Raw genomic sequence first — 17,163 nt, 5'->3', positions numbered from 1 at the left:
ACGCTCTAACCTTCCAGCATGAGCAGCTCGCGCACGTCCTGTTCGGTTAAGGAGGTGAATGCCTCTTCGCCGCCAGATTGCACCACTTCATCGATGAGGTTCAGCTTGCGCTGCTGCAGATCGTACATCTTGTCTTCGATCGTGCCTTGCGTCACGAGGCGAATAATCTGTACGACGTTGCGCTGTCCGATCCGATGCGCGCGATCGGCCGCTTGCTGCTCGACGGCTGGATTCCACCATAGGTCGTACAGAATGACGGTATCGGCGCCGGTCAGGTTAAGCCCGGTCCCGCCGGCCTTAAGGGAGAGCAGGAACAGCTCGCGCTCTCCGGCATTGAACCGGCTGCACAGTTCGACGCGCTCGGCAGCAGGTGTACTGCCATCGAGATAGAAGTGGGAGATGCCTTGGTAACCAAGCTGCTGTGCGATCAGGCCGAGCATCTGAGTGAACTGCGAGAAGATGAGCAGCCGCTTGCCCGCGCTCCGGCATTCCTCGATGATTTCCAGCAATTGCTCCAGCTTGGCAGAGCTTCCTTGGTAGCCCTCCACGAACAATGCGGGATGATCGCATAGCTGGCGAAGCCTCGTAATGCCTGCCAGGATGCGGATGCGATGTTTATTGAAGCTGTCCTTGTTAAGATGCTGCATCGTGTCCTGTCGCAGTTCGGCCAAGTAGGCGACGTAGAGCTTCTTCTGTTCCGGCAACAGCTCGGACGTCTGGATCGTTTCGATCTTCTCCGGCAGCTCGCCAAGTACGTCGCGCTTCAGGCGGCGCAGCAGGAAAGGCCGGATTCGCCTTGCGATCGTCTCGCGCTGCATCTCGCCGAACTGCCGGCGGCCGGGGAACAGCCCGGGAAATACGGCGTCGAATATCGACCATAGCTCCTCCAAGCCGTTCTCGACGGGCGTGCCTGTCAGCGCGAAGCGATGCCGCGCTTGCAGCGCCTTGACGGCCCCAGCCGTCTGGGTCGCGTAGTTCTTGAACGCTTGCGCTTCATCTAGGATGAGCGTATGGAACGCTTGATCCGCATAGTGCAGGATGTCTCTGCGCAGCAGCGGGTATGACGTAATGATGACGTCAGTTTGCGCGGCGGTTGCGGCGTGGCTCACGATGTCGTTGCGCTCCTCTTTTGTGCCGTCGGCGATGACGACGCGCACATCCGGAGCGAAACGATGGAACTCGTTAAGCCAATTGTACGTCAGCGAAGCCGGTGAGACGACGATAGCCGGAAGCCCCTCGCTTCGGATCTCGGGCAGCATGGAAATGATGAACGCGATGCTCTGGATCGTTTTTCCAAGACCCATATCGTCAGCCAGGATACCGCCAAATCGATAATGGGCAATGGTACGCATCCATTGGTAGCCGTAGGTTTGGTAGTCCCGCAAGATGGGGACGAGTGAATCGGGAACGGCAAATTCGAGATTATCCGGATTGCGCATGTCGTCGAGCAGTTGACGCAGCGACTTGCCGAGCTTGACCGTATCGCCTCGCGTCTGCCGATCGAGCAGGCGAAGGGCGCGAACGGCAGGCACGCGCAGATGCGCTCCATATTTGCCGAGAAGCTCGTCGCTTACGAAACCAAGCTCATTGATGAGCTTAATGATTTCTTGAAACTGCTCGGTTTCGAGCGGCATGAGGCCGCCGCCCGGCATCCGGTAATATTTGCGTTTCTCGCTGAGCGACTTGAGAATACCTTTTATCTCGCTTTCAGGAATGCCGTCAATATTGAAGGTAAAGGCGAGCCAATCCGTTCGCTCGTCGACATCTATTCGGACGCGAGGCGGTGGATGCTCGTTGAACAGTCTAAGCTTGACGGCGCCGGTCGCATGAATCTCGGCAAGCTTCTCCAGCTCAGGAACAATATGATATAGAAAATCGTATTGCGCGTCCTCGTCGTCGATGAAGAAGCCGCCTTCTGTTTTGCCGAAGCTCTCTTGCTCCATAAGCGCCATGATGCGCCGTTCCTGCTCGCCGTCGCGCATAATAATGCGATCCGAAGCGCGCTTCGCCGATTCGCTGTTCAGCGGATTAATGACGAAGCGGCCGTAATGGAATTCCATGCCGATCAGCAGCCGATCCTTGATGCGGTCGAGATAGAGCTTAGCCTTAAGCGGCACCTGCATGATTCGCTCGGATACCGCCTCGGAGATATGGACTGTGCCGAGCTTCATTAACCCCGGTATGACCTTCTCCATGAAAGGCTCTATCTGAGCCGATGCAATCGTAATATGCTGATTGTCCGTCTGATCCAGCATCAGCTTCAGTTCAGCCAAACGGCTGCATAGGTCCGCTGTTGTCTGCAGCAGCTTGCCCTCCGATAAGACGAGCCCATAGTCTGCCATAACGGCGATCTGATCGATCCCTTGCACCTCAAGACGGCAGCTATCAGCATCGGCTGAAGTTGCTTCCGCTTGGTCGAAGCGGAACTGCAGCGGAATTGCTTCATCGGAGACATCGATGCCTTCGTAGAGGCGGCCGTCCTGCTCTAGCCTTGCTGTTCCCGCTTGTCGAAGCACCGGAAGCAGCTCCTCCCAATAAGCAGGGGGCAGGAGCAACATGCGGTCTCCGCCCGCGCCGCGGTTATTGCCGGAGTAACCGAGTGCGGTCTCCCGTATCAAAGCTTCATTCCGGTAAATACGGATAAGCAGCTGCAGCACCGCATCATCCTCCGCGCGGAAGCTATGGATGGCTGGATCATAGATGAAATGTTTCGAGAACGGGTAAGGCTTCCTTCGCTCTATGGAATGAAGAAAGTCTCTGATTCGCTGAACGATGTAAGGTCGACGAGCAGGCCCTGCCTTCAGCTCAATGCCGAACATCAGCTTGCGCTGGCCGTACTCGTGCAGCTTCAAGGTGAACTCCGTCTCCAGCCGCGTTCTGGAATCGAAGAGCGCTCCGGCACCGGTCGGCCTGACGGGCTTGTCTCCGAATAAGCCTAACAAGCCGCTTACGATTCTCTGGCTATCTTCTTCTTGGGCATGCGTGTCGGAGGAACGCCGAGCATGAGCTGTACGTTTATTAGCTCTGTCGGTGAAAGAAGGGCGGCTGTCTTGTCCATCTAGAAAGGAATGGGAATGGATCGGCGCGTCATCGCCGTATTGCTCCTCGTGGATATGCAGCAGCACGGCTGCAACATGCTTGCACAGCTTATCGGACGAATAGAAGGCAAGACAGGAGCATTCGGCGTCAACGTCTCCGTTGCCGTCAATATGAACGGTTATATGATAGCGGTTGTTGCCGTGAACGACAGCCTTGTAGCTGTGATTGAAGCCTGGGTCAGCGGCGTCTTCCTTGGTCAACGCCACCTTTCCTTCCTGTTGAAGGGCCTCGCCTCTCTCGTAAGCTGTCTCTCCGCATAATAATTTGATAATGCGCTTCGTTAATCGAAAGCTCATAGCCTTTTGTTCAGTCCTTTTGTGGTGAACTTTTATTTTTATATATTAACACATCATGGAGAGTAGTTCTTTAAGCAGAGGGGGCGAGCTTAGACGTGCGCGCATGGACAAGTGTGGAATCGGCGGCAGATTGCAGTATAATAAAGTTATTTCATAGACAGAGGGAGCGGTGCAGAATATGCAATATCGCAGATTGGGTAACAGCGGCTTGAAGGTTTCCGCGCTTGGCCTCGGTACGAACGCTTTCGGCAAGCGGGCCGACGGCGATACGTCGAAGAGAATCATAGACCTAGMAATAGAGCGGGGCATTAATTTTATTGATACGGCTAACATTTATGCAGGTACTGAATCCGAACGGCTTATTGGCGAGGCGCTTGCGGGCAAGCGGCAGCAGGTCGTATTGGCGACGAAAGCAGGACTTGTCAGGGGACCTGGAGACAATGAGCGAGGTTCGTCAAGGTATCATTTGCAGACGGAGCTGGAGCAAAGCTTGAAGCGGCTTAAGACGGATTATGTCGATCTGTATCAAATACATACGTTCGATCCGGAAACGCCGCTGGAGGAAACGCTGCGCGCGCTTGAGGATATGATTCGATCGGGCAAGGTTCGATATATTGGAGCTTCCAATTATTATGCATGGGAGCTGATGAAGGCGCTTGGTATCAGCGACCGGCTTGGCCTGAATCGGTTCGTCTCGACGCAGACGAGCTATTCGCTTGCAGACCGTACGCCGGAGAAGGAGCTTGTCCCGATGTGCCTGGATCAAGGCGTCGGCATTATTCCCTATTTTCCGCTTGCGGGTGGGATATTGACCGGGAAATACAGTGCAGCGGATAAGGCGCCCGAAGGGTCGCGCGGTCAGACTGATCCGAGCTTCGGCCGCTTCATAACCGAGCAGACGCTTGCGCTTAGCGATCAAGTCGCAGCGCTTGGCGAGCAGGCTGGCATCAGCCCAGGCATTATGTCACTCGCGTGGCTAATGAACCGACCAGCTGTTTCGACGGTAATCGTCGGCGCTACGCGCGAGCAGCAGCTGGAGGACAATCTGCTGAGCGCCGAGCTGCAGCTCGATGCGGGGCTTATGAATGAGCTGGATGAGATCAGCAGCCCGTTCCGCAATGGCAAGCCGCTGGCCGTCTATCGGCTGCCGAAGAAATAGGTAAGGGGCACGGGCGGCGCGAAACGGTAAATAGAAGAGAAGACTTACTTGAGGGTAGAGGTGACAGAGGTGGAAGTTAATTTTTGCATAACTTGCGGAAGCAAAATGGAGTCGCGAGATGTTGACGGCACGGTCAGAAGAGCGTGTACGGCTTGCAGCTACGTGCATTGGGGCAACTACAGCATCGGCGTCGGGGCGCTTGTCATGAAGGGAGATAAGCTCCTCCTTGTTCGCAGGGCGCAGGAGCCCGGCAAAGGCTACTGGACGAATCCGGGAGGCTATATCGAGCAGTTTGAACCGATCGAGGAGACTATTCGGCGGGAGGTGCAGGAGGAATGCGGCATCGATGCAGCTGTGAAGAGCGTAGTCGCGCTTCGCGATCAGCCAAGGGGCATTCATAATATCTACATCGCCTTTGATATGGACTATGTAAGCGGAGATCCGACGCCGGACGGCGTGGAGGTCGATGCCGCGGGCTTCTTCTCCTTGCAGGAGATGGAGACGATGAACGTAGCAGGATTCACCCGCTGGCTCGTTGATGTCGCTTACGGTGCACGCTCGAAAGGCTTGCTGCAGGATACGAAACCGATTGTTCCTCTGAACGGGTACGGGTTGTTCCGGGCTTAAGGCTGCTGATGTAGGTTGCGGCTAATTGCGTTACTGACTGCGCTACAGCAATGATATATAATGATAGGGATTAGGAATGATAGTTTTTAGCGAAGAAAGTAGAATAACATAGACATATCTGGTGAAGCACACCGTTCATCCTTGGACTATTCGTCCGGGAAGAACGGTGTTTTTTTGTAAATAAACTAGCTAATAGGGAGTGTGGAGGAATATGGAGCAAGTGGAGAGTGTTAGGTTGTTGAATAGCGGCGGGAAAATAAATGTAAGTGTAAGTGCAGTTGATCAGGCATACAGCAAGTGGATTGAGCTGCATCTTGGGAGACGTGATGTTAATAGTGAGCGAAGACGTAGATTAGTTGAACGGAATGACCATGGGGAGAATTCCTTTATTAAGAGTGTTTGGTGGCCGGTTGTAGGCAACTTGGATGAGCTACATCCCGAATATGAGGTGAATGATTATCGCGACKGAAGCCGTTTTCTTGATTTTGCTTATATTCGCGGCGATTATCGTATCTCTATCGAAATAGATGGCTACAACACGCATCAAAGGCATGCGTCGCGCAGAACGTTCGGAGACGATCGGTTCAGACAGAACCAGCTAGTGTTGGATGAGTGGAAGGTAATTCGATTCTCTTACGACGACATTGTTGATAAGCCCAGGCAGTGCCAGCAATTCATTCAACAACTGCTAGGGAAGCTCTATGGCGTCGGTCGCCAGACAGTTGAAGAGCTAGATCTGCCGGCTAGCACATGCGAATTGCTCAGATGGGCGATCAAGCAGGGGCCAGGATTTGTGTTTAGTCCGAAGGAGGCGAGGTTGAGGGGAGGTGTATGTCACGCATCTATTCAAAAATACCTAAAACAACTCAGAAACCTACAACTTATTGAACCGGTCTCGGGTAGTCAGCGGATTCGTGCTTATCGCCTGACGGAGAAGGCGGTAAAGCTTCGGTTGTGACAGGGTGCTGAATAGAATAGAGCTAGAAAATAGCTCTATTCCACAAATCGAGGTGTGTTGGAGACAGATAGAGATAGAAAGTATCTCTATCTACAAGGGAGAGCGGCGAAAGTGAGCATACGACGGGGCTGCTGAGCGGAATAGAGCTAGAAAACAGCTCTATTCAACAAATGGATGTGTGTTTGAGACAGATAGAGATAGAAAGTATCTCTATCTACAAGGGAAAGCGGCGAAAGTGAGCATACAGCGGGGTTATTGAGCGGAATAGAGCTAGAAAACAGCTCTATTCAACAAATGGATGTGTGTTTGAGACAGATAGAGATAGAAAGTATATCTATTGGCAAGGACGAGCGGCGAAAGTGAGCATACGGTGGGGATGCTGAACGGAATAGAGCTAAAAAACAGCTCTATTCAACAAATGGATGTGTGTTTGAGACAGATAGAGATAGAAAGTATCTCTATCTTACAAGGTGGGCGGCGAAAGTGAGCATACAGCGGGGTTACTGAGCAGAATAGAGCTAGAAAACAGCTTTATTCAACAAATCGAGGTGTGTTGGAGACAGATAGAGATAGAAAGTATCTCTATTGGCAAGGACGAGCGGCGAAAGTGAGCAAATGGTGGGGGTGCTGAACGGAATAGAGCTAGAAAACAGCTCTATTCAACAAACTGAGGTGTGTTGGAGACAGATAGAGATAGAAAGTATCTCTATTGGCAAGGTAGAGCGGCGAAAGTGAGCATACGGTGGGGTTACTGAGCGGAATAGARCTAGAAAACAGCTCTATTCCACAAATCGAGGTGTGTTAGAGACAGATAGAGATAGAAAGTATCTCTATCGGCAAGGGAGAGCGACGAAAGTGAGCATACGGCGGGGGTGCTGTACAGAATTGAGCTAGAAAACAGCTCTATTCAGCAAACTGAGGTGTGTTGGAGACAGATAGAGATAGAAAGTATCTCTATTGGCAAGGATGAGCGGCGAAAGTGAGCATACAGCGGGGAGACTGAGCAGAATAGAGCTAGAAACCAGCTCTATTCCACAAATCGAGGTGTGTTGGAGACCGATAGAGATAGAAAGTATCTCTATCCTCCAAGGTTGGCGGCGAAAGTGTGCATTAGCACATGGGGGCACCTTCGAACGCAATAAAGAGGAGCGTGCCCACATCGGCACGCTCCCACCCACTTTACCCCTTGAAGCCGGAGACGAAGAAGGCGTACTGGACGAACTTCTTCACAGAGGGACGGGCTTTGCTTCCGTCTGGATCGAGAGGGGAGGTGTCCTCCTTGGACGGCTTCGCGTTGACCTCGATTAGCCATACCCGCCCCTGCGTGTCGATCGCCAAATCGATACCGAGCTCGGCATAGTGGCCGGCGATCTGCGATTCAATTCCTTTGGCGATCAGCAGCGAGGCGCGCCGCAGCTTCGTCAAGCCGCCAGCCGCCGCGGAGGAGCCCGTTCGCGCCAAAGCGGCTTTAACGGTGCTGATCGTACCGCCCCGCGCTACGTTCGAGACGAACTGATTATTGTCGGCAATCCGCGCTACGATCGAAGTAACGGTCCATTGCCCGGTCTCGCCACGCTGGACGAGCGACCGGAAGTCGAGCGGCCGGCCGCCCACCGACAGCAGCTTCAGTCCGCGCTGGATCTGATGCTCGCTTTTCTTCAGCTTGGCGGCAAGCGAGCCGTACAGCTGATCCAACGTTGCGAAGGTTTGCGCTCGAATACCGGTCACATTGTTCATATGGCTCGTATAACCAGTCTCGGGAAAATCGCTCCGGTACACCTTCACGATGCCTTTGCCCAGGCTTCCGTTATTCGGCTTAATGAAGACAACATCGTATTTGCTGCACATCGACTTCAGCAACTTAGCGCCCTTAAGCGGATAAGACTCAGGCAGGTAGACGCGCAGCGAAGGCTCCTTGATAAGAGCTCCGAATACTTCCGTCTTATTCAAATATTTCTCATTGAAAAATACGGCATTATGCCGTTTCTTCGCATTTCTCACGAACCTCTGTACGTCCGGCAGCTTCTCCTTCTTGCGGGACGTGATTCGGTTATAGATGACATGGGGAACGGGGAAGCGCCCGCGCATCCATTTATCCGTATAATGCCAACCTTTGACTGCGTCGCCCGTGCTGACGATATCTTCCCCTGTAAAAAAGAAGATGGAAGCTCCATAGCTTTTGCAAAGCTCGGATAGCTCTTGGCAGAAAGTCGTATTGGGACCGAACGGCAGTAGGGTAGAGTGCCGGTTAAAACGGCTGACAATGACCCCGATCAGCGGACCAAGCTGCACCGTCTTGGAGGAGCTTTTATAGTTGAAGCTTAGCACCTGGTCATGTACGACGCCCCATCTGGCGGCTAGCGCTGCATCGATTTGCAAGAAGCTGCCGTCAGGCGATGGCTCAGCCATTATCTCTTGCCTGGCCGAGCCGAACGATATTGTCAGGGGCGTGCGAAAGGGAATGCTCCATTTCTTGGCATGTGCTTCGCTGAGCATCAGTAGGGGCTCGCCTGCAGCGAATTCTTCCTGAGTGATGCGCAGCGTTACCTTTGTACTATTCATGAATACTCCTTCCCAGCACCGACTTGTTCAAACGATTCCTCTGCAAGACAGCGGAGTCGCGAAAGGCCGATAAAGCAGCAAGCAGGCGCTGTTAGGCGGATGTAGATCGGATAGCGCGAACGGACGCCGCGATCTGACCGTACAAACGCGGGTTTGAATGATAGCGGAACAGCTGGAATTGAGGCTTCGTATTGGCTTCTACCAGCCATATTTTGCGTTCCGTGTCGATAGCGATATCTAGCCCAAGCTCGGCAATCTTCGGAAAATGCTCCTTCATCGCAGATGCGATCAACAGCGATATATCCTTAATTTTCAAATACCACTCCTTGCCTTCTTCATTCGATACGCCAAGCGCGTCGTATAGCCGAATGGCTTTGCCGCCGTTGCTATGGTTCGTCACGAAGCTGTTCGGCGCGGCAACTTTGCCCATAATGCCGAAGAAACGCCAATCGCCTTCTGGCTTAAGATGCATCAGTGCGCGAAAGTCGATTGGTTTGTCTTCAATCTTAATTAGATCTATGCCTTGCTGGACGATATAGCGCTTATCGCCGATCAGATGCTTTAGCTTCAGCGCAGCCAGCTTCTTGCTTGGATATTTATGTGTGTAGTAAGCGGTTCGGATAATATAGTCTTCTTCTTCGCGCGAGACCTTCATTACGCCTTGCCCTTTCATCCCTAGATCCGGCTTGAGGAAGAGGACGGTATATTTATCGATCATTTGGATAAAATTTTTCGGCGTGAACAGCATCGTGTCGGGCAAATATTCCCTAAGCAGCGGTTCACTCCAAAGCGACTCATGCTTTAGCCACTTTCTTCCGGGATACCTGATCTGTTTGGCCTTCATGGTGAAATCTCCTCCGTGCTTCACGTAAAAGCGACTGTACGAGCGTGCAATAGGCTTCGATCGACGTCCTTTATGTTATTCGCACAGCTCCCAATGCGTACCTGTCCCCTGTCGCATTCATGAATTGGGTTATCGCCTAAGGCCCGCCTGCGGGCGAATGTCATAGGATAATGTACGGCTCCAAGCTGCAAGCCACTGGCTTCCAAGCAGAAGAGCAGATTGAGACAGGAGAGCGAATCCATCATGACAAAAATATTAGGCATAATGACGCATCGGGTGTCCCGTCCGCAAGCGTTCAGCCGCCATGCCAAGTCGGCAATCGCGGAGAAGTTCGACGGCTTGCTGATGTACACACCGCGAGACGTGAATATGAAGAAACGGCAGATTAGCGGCAATCTATATAAGAACGGCAGTTGGTCGAAAGCGACAATCCCTTTTCCGCCAATAAATCTCGACATCGGCTTCTACTCGCCCGAGGATATGCACAGAGCAACGATCGTAAAGAAGAGCAGTCAACTGCCTTTCACGGGCTATGGTCTCGGCAACAAGTGCAAAATTCAGAGCCATCTGGTGCAGTCCACCTATTTGAAGCCCTACTTGCTTCCAACAGAACAGGTGAAGACGGCCGAGGCATTCGTCTCCTTCGTGAAGAAGCATGAGAGCGTCATGCTGAAGCCGATCAACGGCTGGGGAGGAAAAGGGATCATTCGAGTCACGCTTCATAAAGATCATTTCATCGTACAGCGGGACGGCAAGGACAATCAGCAGCTTCCGCGCGCGGAGCTAGCGAAATATGTTCGAGGCGTGCTCGGGAGCGGCAGGCATCTGATGCAGAAGTGGATTGATATTCGCAATACGAAGGGAAGCGTATTTGATATTCGCGCTCTTTTGCAGAAGAATGGATCGGGGGATTGGCAGACGAGCGGAATGGCGGTACGTGAAGGGAAAAGAGGCAAGATTACATCGAACATCAAAAGCGGCGGCGACGCCTACGACGTTTCCCAGTATCTCACAAATGAATTTGGTGCCGAGATGGGGGAAAAGCTTACGGAAACGGTGACGGAGATCGCAGAATACATCCCTTCGTTCTTGGAAAAATCGTACAAATCAAGACTGTCAGAATTAGGGATCGACCTTGCTGTCGACAGGAGCGGCAAGCCGTGGCTGATCGAGGTTAACATAAAGCCCGGGAAGATGATTATGAAGCGGGTTTACGGGCAGAAGGCATGGGAGCAAAGCCTGCATATCGGCTATCAATATGCTCGTCAATTATTAGAAAAATAAGAAAATTTTCGCCCGAAATCGCTTTCATTAGGAGACGATGGACGGCTTACATATGGAATAGGCTGACAGAAATAAAGCCATTGGTTAGATATACCAAGGAAAAGGGGGTGTAAATCTTGATATTATAGGGATACATCTCAACGAGGGAGCTGATAGATGGATGAAGAAGAAGATTATCGTATTATCGCTGGCACTATCACTAAGCGCGACGGGTGTTGCATTCGGTGCCGCAAGTTCTACCAAGGCAGATGCAGTAGCCAAATACAATAAGTATATTAATGCTGACAGTTATGTAAAAGATGAATTGTATAACGTAGCAGACTTCCGAGCCAAATACGCCGGACAATCGGAGACGCTAGCATATAAGCTTGTAGAGCGGGCAATATGGTACATGGAAAACGGCTATTTTGTTTATGGTCATGGAAGCAAGGCATATGCCAAATACGGCTACGAGGATTGCTCTGGATTCACAAGTCTCGTATACGGCGACTTCGGCTATAGCATTACCGAAACGTCCAAAAATTATGACAGCGTCGGCACCAAAGTAGCAGGCGTAGGCAAGAAAAAAGTGAACGGCAAATGGCAGCTGACCGGAATTGAGAACTTACGAATTGGCGATTTGCTGACATGGCAAACAACCGACCATATTATGCACGTAGCGATTTATATGGGAACGAATCGTGATGGACAACCTGTCGTAATCGGTACGCGAAGCGATGGCAACCCAACMGCGCTCGGAACGGTAGACAGCTGGTCCTATTGGTGGGGAGAGAACTTCCACTCGGCAAGACGCGTTCTGCCAGACTCCGCCTTCACAGGCATGGCAGGCAAGACAGAGCAGGCGCCAGTAATACCGAAGTCCTACATACTTCCGCCCCAAAAATCGATCCCAAAGTGGGATAGCCCTATCGTACAACAACCGGACCCGACACCGCAACAGCCGGAAATTGTCAATCCAGGGGAAGAGCAGTCGGACAAGCAGTATGTGGTAACGAAGAAGGGCTGGGTTTCGTTGAAAGCGTCGGCAAGCTCGAGCTCGGCAACGGTAGGGCGACTGGAACTAGGACAAAAGGCTGAGCTTGTGAAAAAGGTGAACAGCTACTGGTATCAGGTCAAAGTGGACGGGAAAACAGTCTATATAACGACGAGCAGCACGTACACGGACGTCATCGGCGGGTCATCATCCGGTTCCACAACGCCGCAAGTGCAGAAGAAGGATTATGTGACGACCGTCAAAGGGTGGGTTTCCCTGAAAGCGTCGGCAAGCTCGAGCTCGGCAACGGTCGGCCGTCTGGAGTTGGGACAGAAAGCGGAGCTAGTAAAGAAAACGAACAGCTATTGGTATGAGGTCAAAGTGGACGGCAAGAGCGTCTATATTACGACAAGCGCTACGTATACGAAAGTAATCACCGAGTAGAGAAACAACAGGAAGGGATGAAGTTCCGCCGATACGAGCGGAGCTTCATCCCTTCCTCATTTTTTTTTGACGGACAAATTATGATCTAGGCACTTATCCATACGGAGTCATTCGCCTATTCATATACTGTGTTGTGCTGCGGTCTAAGACCCCGAGGGAGACCGCTCGCTTTCACTTTTGGCAAAGGTCATAGAACGGAGATGAATCATGAGCACGGACATTACGATTGCCGCGGTCGGCGATTTTCTAATGAAGACGAGAATTATTAATTCAGCGAAGGTGTCAGGCGATAAGGGATATTCGTTCGATCCGATATTCGAGCCTGTCGCTTCCCATCTGTGGAGCGCGGACTTTACGATCGGCAACCTGGAGACGAACTTCGGCGGGCCGAAGGCCAGCGACTATTCCATTGTTAAGCGGCATCCGAAGACGAATTGGCCGATGTTCAATTGTCCCGATCCGTTCGCCGATACGCTTAAGAACCTTGGCTTCGATGTGCTAACGACGGCCAACAACCATTGCATGGATTGCGGAATAAGCGGTCTTAAGCGCACATTGAACGTTTTGGATAAGGTAGGCATCGCTCATACGGGAACGTTCCGTTCACAGAGTGAGTCGCAAGAAATGCTTATTCATGAGGTCAAGGGTATTAAGATTGGCGTACTCGCTTATACGAAAACAACGAATCAAATTCCCGTTCCAGCCGATCACAGCTGGGCAGTCAATCTTATTGACAACTCGAAGATCGTAGCCRATCTGAAGAAGCTGAGAGCGGCAGGCGCGGAGCTTATTATTGTATGTATGCATTTCGGCAAAGAATACGGCATGTATCCGATTGACCAGCAGAAAACGCTCGTTCCCTTATTATTTAAGAACGGAGCCGATATTATTCTTGGTGCGCATTCGCATGTTATTCAACCGGCGTTATTTTATGAATCACGAGATATATGGGGCGCGAGCAAGCGCAGATTCGCCATCTATTCCCTTGGCAACTTCATCTCGACGAGGCTGTATTACAATGACCATACGCTGACCGGGCTTATTACGCACATCCAAGTTCGCAAGAACGACAACGGCAAGATAGAGATTAGGGACGTAGAGTTCATCCCGACGTGGACGCGCATTACGCGAAATGGGGCGAGAAGCAAGTTCCGCATATTGCCGCTGGCGGAGACGATCAAAGCGCAGTCGGGAGGCAGCAGCGAGCTGATCCGGATGAAGAAGATGCATGAGCATGTGAAGCGGCATCTGAAGCGCAGCTCCGACGCGCCGGAACTGAAGGTTATTTAAAAATAATATTACCCTATTAACGCATCGTCTTGTCTGCCGCGCTTAATAGGGTAATATCGTTTTGTCGCCTTTAATGGCTATGATTGCGTTTTCGGAGAACGTTTACTTAATGACGCGTCTCGCAACGACGAATCTGTCTTTATAGTAGCTGCCGCTGTAAATATTGGAGATGACGACGTCTTGGCTGACGCTTGCGTTGTGGATCATTTTGCCGTCGCCGATGTAGATGCCTACATGGCCAACGTCGCTTTTGTTTTTCGAGCCGCTATTCCATGTGAAGATCAGATCGCCTTTCTCGAATTTGCCCCATGAGACTTTTGTTCCAACCTTTGCTTGAGCGTCGTCGTCTCGATTAACGAGTGTTACGCCGACATTCGCAAGTCTGTATGCCAAGTATGTGAAACCGGAACAGTCCGTTTTATATGGAGGTTTGCTCTCTTGACGCTGATTCCAGTGTACGTAATCCACTTTGTTTTTAAGGGAAATAGCTGTTTGGACAACCTTGTTTCGTTTTGCCTCCACGGATGCGGATGCTGCGAAGCTCACATCGTGTAACAATGCCGCAGCAGGAATGCTAACCGCCATCATGAGTACCGCAAGTTTTGTTTTGAATCCTTGTTTCATTAGGGTATCGCTCCTCTTCAGTAGTGTCTCACGTATTATAAATTTAAAAAATAAGCCGCGAACACCCTGCAAAAATTGGCATGGAAACCTACTCTATTCCTGTTGCCTTGGTGCAAAACGAGCGTTGGCGCAGGTTTGACGCGTTATGCCCAATGAAGATGAGGATGTATGAATAATTTTTTACTTGTTATCGAGCTAGCGCTATGTTAAAATGCCGAATTTCCGTTATTTTACGGGTTAGATCAGGTAGTAAGCAGCTGTAATCAGTGATACGATTAGATAAGAAAAAGAAAGATGAAACCAACAACTAGAGATGGGAGCGGACGAAATTATGACTGCAGACACACAGAAGGATATAGATGGACTTAAGGAGATCGGACGCATTGTTGCGATTACTTTGAATGAGATGAAGCGGCAAGCGGAAGCGGGAATGACGACGAGAGAGCTGGATGAGCTTGGCGGACAGCTGCTTAAGAGCCACGGTGCTTTCTCCGCGCCGAAGAAGGCTTTCCAATTCCCAGGGCATACGTGTATCAGCATCAATAATGAAGTGGCGCACGGCATACCGGGCAGCCGCAGAATCGAGCCTGGCGATCTGGTCAATGTCGATGTATGTGCGGAGAAGGACGGATATGTAGCCGATACAGGCACGTCTTTTCAAATAGCTCCTTATTCGGAGGAGATTCAGCGGCTCTGCAGCTTCACGCATGAAACGATGATGAAAGTCATTTCCTCGCTCAAGCACGGGGTAAAGGTGAATCAGATTGGCAAAATGTTCGAGCAGCAGGCGAAGCTTGGCGGCTATCAGATCATCGGCGATCTGTGCAGCCACGGTGTGGGCCGAGCCGTGCATGAATGGCCGCAAATCTCGCCTCTCTATAATAAGAGAGATAAGCGGGTGCTTCGCGAAGGGCTTGTCATAACGATTGAGCCGTTCCTTTCCACCGGCGCGGATTATGTCGTGCAACAGGCGGACGGCTGGACATTATGTACGCCGGACAACAGCGTTGCGGCTCAGCACGAGCATACGATCATTATTACGAAGGAAGCTCCGATTATATTGACGGTGGCTTAACCTAATGGGTATGACGAAGAAGCTGGTCAAGGGCAGGTATGGTCGCCCTCGGCAGCTTCTTTTTTGGTTGCTTGTTACGTAAACCAAATGTCGCGAAAGCGAACCCAACCGAGCGATTCGAGCGAAATTCCGCGTATGGACGGGTGGAAAGCGGTCTTCAAATGCTTTCGGTATAGAAACATAAGGCTATGCGAGTGCTTTAGCTCATCCTCAATCGCCAGAAACAACGCTTTCCGCCTTTGCGGGTCGGCCTCGGACAGTATCGACTGAAGCTGCTCGCCGAGCGTTGCGTACATGTCCGGCGCCATATGCTGCTGAATGCTCTTGTACAGGTCAATGAGCCGAAGCTCCCTGTGCTCGTCCAGCATGACGGCGAACAAGAGCAGATCGGCTTCGAGCCTTGCTTTTCCCTTGAACTGTTCGGCAGCGATAAGCGTTATTTCAATGGAGACACCTGCTTCCGCGCAGACTTGCTGGATAAGCGCGGCATCCGCTTCATACTGCGGGATCGTCGCGAGCACAAGCGTATCCCCGTTATAACCGGCCTCGGCTAGCCGTACGCGAATATTTCCAGCAGTCAAGGCGGGTTTGAGTTCGACATTCGAAGCAGTTGCAGACTGCTGCGGCCAGAAGCTGTCCCCTTCTTCAATGACATCGCCGGAGAGCAGCGTGAGCAATCGCTCCCGGCTGATGGCCTCATCGATTGTTTCGCGAATGGCGGGATTCGCAAGCGGACCATGCTTGAGTTCATTGACCGTTATGAACTTGCAGGTCATGCCGGATTGGCGAACCTGCTGCCACTGCTCGCTCGCCGCTTCGCTCATTCGCACATTATGCATGAGCTGGAAGCTCTCCAGCTCCGGCTCCATCAATCCGCGCTCTGTGGTCACCTCTACCGTCCATATTTCTACCCGATCGAGAAAGGCTCTCCCTTGGAAATAGGGAGCGAACGCCTCCAGTACCCATACGCCTTGTTCTTGACCAGCCAGCTTGAAAGGTCCGGTGCCTATAGGGCTGCCAAGGAATTGCCCGCTCTCCGGGTCGCATCCGTTTTGCGGTACGATAGCGGCGCGATTCGTAGCGAGGAATGCCAAAAATGCTTCGTTCCGTTCGGCTAACCGAATGCGAATTGTCGTATCATCCGGCGTCTCCATCGAAGCAATCCCGGCGTAGACCCATCCGTGAAGCCCGCTCGGGGCAAGTGCGCGGAGCCGCTCCAACGAATACTTCACATCGGATGAAGACAACTCTCTTCCATTATGGAACAATACGCCCTTCCGCAAGTAGAAGGTCCACAGCGTTCGACTCTCATCGACGTCCCACGCATGAGCGAGATGCGGCAAAATCGACTCGCCCTTCGCATCCATGCGGACAAGTCCGTCGAACAACTGATTAACGAGATGGGATTCACTCGTGTAATGAATAGCCGCAGGGTCAAGGGAATGGATACGCTGCGGAAGCGGGAAGCGTAGGATGTCGGTACGACGGTTGCCCTGCACCTCGGAGTGAAAGCCGAACTGTCCAGTAAGCCATTGCTGGAAGCGGCCTTGTACGCTTGCGGACTGCTGCGCCGACTGCACGATCGCAAGAGCGCCTTGCAGATCCTGCTTATGGACAAGCTCTTGCGCCTCTTGGAGCAGCAGGGCATCAGAGCCTGCTAAGAAGGTGAGCAGAGAGCGGTTGCCCCGACCGCGCTTCGGCTGCCATTGCAGCCAATTCTCCTGCTGCATCCGCTGCAGCAGCATAACCATATTGCGGTGCGTGCATTCCAGCAATTCGGCGAGTTCCTGCGTAGTGGCTTCTACTGCTGAGCCCTCCTGCACATGAGCGTAAGCGCGTCTTAACGTGATGTAATGACGGCGTATTTTCACCAGTGAAACACTCCCGTTCTTAAAATATGAAATTTCCAGTTCGGAACTTGCACTTTT

The 17,163-nt window shown here is 51.9% G+C and carries 12 protein-coding genes; 7 read left to right on the top strand and 5 right to left on the bottom strand.

Annotated elements, in window-relative coordinates:
• Positions 1-5: 5 nt before the first annotated feature.
• A complete protein-coding gene (locus tag AB4Z33_RS04525; protein ID WP_442048771.1) occupies positions 6-3,395 on the bottom strand; it encodes a DEAD/DEAH box helicase in 3,390 nt (1,129 codons plus the stop codon).
• Between the two features lie 178 nt (positions 3,396-3,573).
• On the opposite strand from AB4Z33_RS04525, the gene AB4Z33_RS04520 reads away from it, so the two are divergent.
• The 3 genes from AB4Z33_RS04520 (at position 3,574) to AB4Z33_RS04510 (ending at position 6,139) form a co-directional block, all read left to right on the top strand.
• Positions 3,574-4,554 carry an aldo/keto reductase gene (locus AB4Z33_RS04520; RefSeq protein ID WP_442048770.1) on the top strand — a complete coding sequence of 327 codons (981 nt, stop codon included), beginning with the start codon at positions 3,574-3,576 and terminating at the stop codon, positions 4,552-4,554.
• 105 nt (positions 4,555-4,659) lie between these two features.
• Complete coding sequence (locus tag AB4Z33_RS04515) at positions 4,660-5,181, top strand: NUDIX domain-containing protein (protein ID WP_442048769.1); 522 nt, start codon at positions 4,660-4,662, stop codon at positions 5,179-5,181.
• 211 nt (positions 5,182-5,392) lie between these two features.
• On the top strand, positions 5,393-6,139 hold the full coding sequence (locus AB4Z33_RS04510) for a DNA-binding response regulator (protein ID WP_442048768.1): 747 nt from the start codon (positions 5,393-5,395) through the stop codon (positions 6,137-6,139).
• Positions 6,140-7,318: 1,179 nt separating this feature from the next.
• Here AB4Z33_RS04510 and AB4Z33_RS04505 read toward each other — a convergent pair.
• Together AB4Z33_RS04505 and AB4Z33_RS04500 are read right to left on the bottom strand one after the other, a co-directional pair.
• Positions 7,319-8,701, bottom strand: a complete 1,383-nt coding sequence (locus AB4Z33_RS04505) for a YheC/YheD family endospore coat-associated protein (protein ID WP_442048767.1) — start codon at positions 8,699-8,701, stop codon at positions 7,319-7,321.
• A 91-nt stretch (positions 8,702-8,792) separates the two neighbouring features.
• Positions 8,793-9,545 carry a YheC/YheD family protein gene (locus tag AB4Z33_RS04500; RefSeq protein WP_442048766.1) on the bottom strand — a complete coding sequence of 251 codons (753 nt, stop codon included), beginning with the start codon at positions 9,543-9,545 and terminating at the stop codon, positions 8,793-8,795.
• A 243-nt stretch (positions 9,546-9,788) separates the two neighbouring features.
• Between AB4Z33_RS04500 and AB4Z33_RS04495 the strand changes: the two genes are divergently transcribed.
• The 3 genes from AB4Z33_RS04495 to AB4Z33_RS04485 all read left to right on the top strand — a co-directional run bounded on the left by AB4Z33_RS04495 (position 9,789) and on the right by AB4Z33_RS04485 (position 13,536).
• Positions 9,789-10,829, top strand: coding sequence for a YheC/YheD family endospore coat-associated protein (locus tag AB4Z33_RS04495; protein WP_442048765.1), 1,041 nt, complete (start codon positions 9,789-9,791; stop codon positions 10,827-10,829).
• Positions 10,830-10,989: 160 nt separating this feature from the next.
• A complete protein-coding gene (locus AB4Z33_RS04490) occupies positions 10,990-12,246 on the top strand; it encodes a C40 family peptidase (protein ID WP_442048764.1) in 1,257 nt (418 codons plus the stop codon).
• Positions 12,247-12,453: 207 nt separating this feature from the next.
• Entirely contained in the window at positions 12,454-13,536 is a 1,083-nt protein-coding gene (locus AB4Z33_RS04485; RefSeq protein WP_442048763.1) for a CapA family protein, read from the top strand.
• Between the two features lie 102 nt (positions 13,537-13,638).
• On the opposite strand, the gene AB4Z33_RS04480 is transcribed toward AB4Z33_RS04485, so the two are convergent.
• Positions 13,639-14,160, bottom strand: coding sequence for a C40 family peptidase (locus AB4Z33_RS04480; protein ID WP_337100221.1), 522 nt, complete (start codon positions 14,158-14,160; stop codon positions 13,639-13,641).
• Positions 14,161-14,491: 331 nt separating this feature from the next.
• Here AB4Z33_RS04480 and map point away from each other — a divergent pair, with 331 nt between their 5' ends.
• Positions 14,492-15,235: a type I methionyl aminopeptidase gene (gene map / locus AB4Z33_RS04475; protein ID WP_442048762.1), complete on the top strand. Its 744-nt coding sequence runs from the start codon at positions 14,492-14,494 to the stop codon at positions 15,233-15,235.
• Between the two features lie 74 nt (positions 15,236-15,309).
• Here map and AB4Z33_RS04470 read toward each other — a convergent pair whose 3' ends face one another.
• A complete protein-coding gene (locus tag AB4Z33_RS04470) occupies positions 15,310-17,106 on the bottom strand; it encodes an ABC transporter substrate-binding protein (protein WP_442048761.1) in 1,797 nt (598 codons plus the stop codon).
• Between the last annotated feature and the right edge of the window lie 57 nt (positions 17,107-17,163).

Origin of the sequence: Paenibacillus sp. 2TAB19 (genome assembly GCF_052115185.1) — a bacterium.
Lineage (GTDB): Bacteria > Bacillota > Bacilli > Paenibacillales > Paenibacillaceae > Pristimantibacillus.
This window is presented reverse-complemented; position numbering and strand designations above follow the sequence as displayed.

Bases quoted from the DNA above. Each gene is read 5' to 3' on its own strand.
- AB4Z33_RS04525 (WP_442048771.1), bottom strand. From the start codon at position 3,395: ATGAGCTTTCGATTAACGAAGCGCATTATCAAATTATTATGCGGAGAG.
- AB4Z33_RS04505 (WP_442048767.1), bottom strand. From the start codon at position 8,701: ATGAATAGTACAAAGGTAACGCTGCGCATCACTCAGGAAGAATTCGCT.
- AB4Z33_RS04495 (WP_442048765.1), top strand. From the start codon at position 9,789: ATGACAAAAATATTAGGCATAATGACGCATCGGGTGTCCCGTCCGCAA.
- AB4Z33_RS04500 (WP_442048766.1), bottom strand. From the start codon at position 9,545: ATGAAGGCCAAACAGATCAGGTATCCCGGAAGAAAGTGGCTAAAGCAT.
- AB4Z33_RS04480 (WP_337100221.1), bottom strand. From the start codon at position 14,160: ATGAAACAAGGATTCAAAACAAAACTTGCGGTACTCATGATGGCGGTT.
- map (WP_442048762.1), top strand. From the start codon at position 14,492: ATGACTGCAGACACACAGAAGGATATAGATGGACTTAAGGAGATCGGA.
- AB4Z33_RS04515 (WP_442048769.1), top strand. From the start codon at position 4,660: ATGGAGTCGCGAGATGTTGACGGCACGGTCAGAAGAGCGTGTACGGCT.